This window comes from Ruminococcus sp. (genome assembly GCF_017650195.1).
Lineage (GTDB): Bacteria > Bacillota > Clostridia > Oscillospirales > Ruminococcaceae > Ruminococcus.
In genome coordinates this window covers 1-2535 of record NZ_JAGCFH010000048.1, presented here as the reverse complement: position 1 = coordinate 2535, position 2535 = coordinate 1, and the positions used below count along the sequence as shown (strand labels likewise).

The window sequence follows — 2535 nt, the reverse complement described above, 5'->3', positions numbered from 1 at the left end:
TACTGCGGTACGCCCGATATGTCCAACTCTAAGTCCTGCGATATCGTTGATTTTATTATCGACCCAGACTGCGGCGAATGGAGAATAAACGACATTTTGACACAGAATCACTCCGTATATGAGGAAAAAGCCGCAGAGCTCAACAGCTAAAAAGATAAAAAGATAAAAGAACCAAAAGAAAGTCATATATATCATAACAGGAACAGGGAAGCATCAGCTTCCCTGTTCCTGTTTGCATAAACGAGGTCTTTATCTATTTTTCATCAGAAGTTCTTTTTTATCAGCCTACAGAAGAGATTCTGCCTTCGATATCGTTGACCGCATCTCCTGCAACAACGATCTTCAATATAAAATCATCATCAATTCTTCTTGCATAAATTGCACGAGGAACAGAAAAACAGGTGTATGCAGCCTTTGCATATTCAACGCCGCCCATAGTGACATTTACGGGTTCGCATATATCCGTTACATCAATGTCGGGAGAGAAATCCATAACATAGTTCTTTATGTAATCCTCCGCAGTCATATCGGCAGCTTCGGGATATCCGAGCTTGGTGTTAACGAACCACACCGTTACATCTCCGATCATATCACCGTATTCAACAGAAGCTTCGCTAAAGGCCGTGTTGTACAGCCTGCGTGCTTCCTCGTCCATAAATCTTGTAGGCATCATATACTCAGTATAAAGGTCTTCCCTGTTGCGGAAGTTCACACCCTCGGGAGCAGTTATTTTTATGCCTGCATAATCGGAAATATATACATTTTCCTCAGTTCTTCCCTCCCTGTAGTTCGTTCCGACAGTGGGGTCAAGGTAATATCTGTTCTCTTCATCTTCGTACTGCCCCTTCTCCTGAAATACTGTTGTGATCGTTGCTTCCGAACTGTCAGCCTGCTCTGTATCTGCGTAGGTCACTGTTTCGCTGAGCAGGCTCAGTCCGGCTTCTTCACCGGAAGCGGTGTTGGTCGTTTTAACGTCTTTCCTTGCTGCTTCCGTGGTCTCAACAACAATTATGGGACCTTGATCGTTCTCTCCACTGTACCTAAAATCAGTGCACGATGAAAGCGCGCATACTGCTGCTGAAAGTGTTAAGATAATTGCTGCTTTTTTCATAATTGTTACTCCTTTTTTCCGGTGTTTCACCGTTATTTTCATTTGTTCTTTTGGGGAAATATTTCCTATCTGTCCTGAAATATCTCTGTATTTAATGCCTTTCATATACAACATTCGTATCCGATAAAACAGGTGTTGCATCTGAGGGAAAGATTATTTACACCATTGCATTTACGGAGCACCGTATGCATGATACTTCCGGCGATCTCAGAGCTTATATTTTTATTCGAGTCCCGGTATCTTAAAGCTCTTTCCTTCATCAAGTCCCCATGATTTAAACATTCTGTTATAAAATGTGGGTCGGGCAAAATCGTATTCCATTCCCGGCTGGAAGAATGAGTGAGGCATACCCATATGGTTAAGGGATTCAAGACCTCTTTCAAATTCTTCAAGCTTTGCCTTTGGTACAGACAATATCACATCGTCCTCACTCGTTCCGGCTCTTGAAAAGTCGCCTGGGTCAGGAAATGAAACGCGATACTCGTCCTTTGTAAGTGAGGGAACTATGCCCCATACACAAGAATCTATGGCGTCAAACTCCGTCTTCATGGTGGTGCCGGTCTGTGTCTTGATGCCAAACAGGATGGTTCTCAGCTCGGCGTTGCGACAGTTTATTATCACTGCGTCAGGTTCAAAGTCAGCTTTCCCAAGAGGCGCTGTAAGTATACCTTTATACATACCTGCCGGAAGATGCGGCATTCTCTCAATAAACGCAGCGGCTGCGTCAGGATCGAATATACCTATGACGGGAAGGAGCTCGTTGAACTCTGGTGTTCCCTTTTCCAGTTCTACATGACCGTAAGCAAAAAGCGGAGCCCAGCACCAGTGATCCTGCTTCTGCATATACACTGTCTTTCCTTCTCTTCTTGATAGGGCAAAAGCCTGACACAGTGCAAGATGCTGACCTAGATCTCGGAGGGGACAGACGGCATTCTCGGGTACCTCTGCCTCATCGGTTATCATTTTAAGTGCCATTGCATCGTAACGCTGTCCAATAGTGCTCCTCAACAATTCTGAAATTCGCTTGTTTTGTTCCATGGTAAGTATTCTCCTTAATAGTATTTTATAACAACTTCATGTAACGACTTCCTCAGACTGTTTATCTTAGGCATATCAATAATGAGCTTCTATAATAATATTCGTTTCAAAAACACAAAATGTAACAACTTCTAAAAAAATATTTGAAAAAATTTTCTAGAATATAATATATGTACAGACTAAAAACACTTCGCGCTTAAAACATCTCATCATACCGCCTTTACACAGAATTTAAAGGAAAAAAACAGGTGCAAAACAAAGTTTTGCACCTGCTGCTATTTCATTTCACCTCTGGCGTTAAAGTATCGCCCTGTTCTGTTAACTTATTGCTCACAGTAATTACGTCTTCTGCTTCAAAAAAGATGATTTCCATTTCAGCTTTTGTA

At 42.2% G+C, this 2535-nt stretch carries 2 protein-coding genes; both read right to left on the bottom strand.

The window, feature by feature from the left end:
• Nucleotides 1-280: 280 nt before the first annotated feature.
• Nucleotides 281-1111 carry a hypothetical protein gene (locus J6U00_RS02180; RefSeq protein WP_296578232.1) on the bottom strand — a complete coding sequence of 277 codons (831 nt, stop codon included), beginning with the start codon at nt 1109-1111 and terminating at the stop codon, nt 281-283.
• 222 nt (nt 1112-1333) lie between these two features.
• Complete coding sequence (locus tag J6U00_RS02175) at nt 1334-2149, bottom strand: DUF169 domain-containing protein (RefSeq protein ID WP_296578229.1); 816 nt, start codon at nt 2147-2149, stop codon at nt 1334-1336.
• Nucleotides 2150-2535 lie beyond the last annotated feature (386 nt).

Coding starts and splice junctions, on each gene's coding strand:
- J6U00_RS02180 (WP_296578232.1), bottom strand. CDS start 1,111: ATGAAAAAAGCAGCAATTATCTTAACACTTTCAGCAGCAGTATGCGCG.
- J6U00_RS02175 (WP_296578229.1), bottom strand. CDS start 2,149: ATGGAACAAAACAAGCGAATTTCAGAATTGTTGAGGAGCACTATTGGA.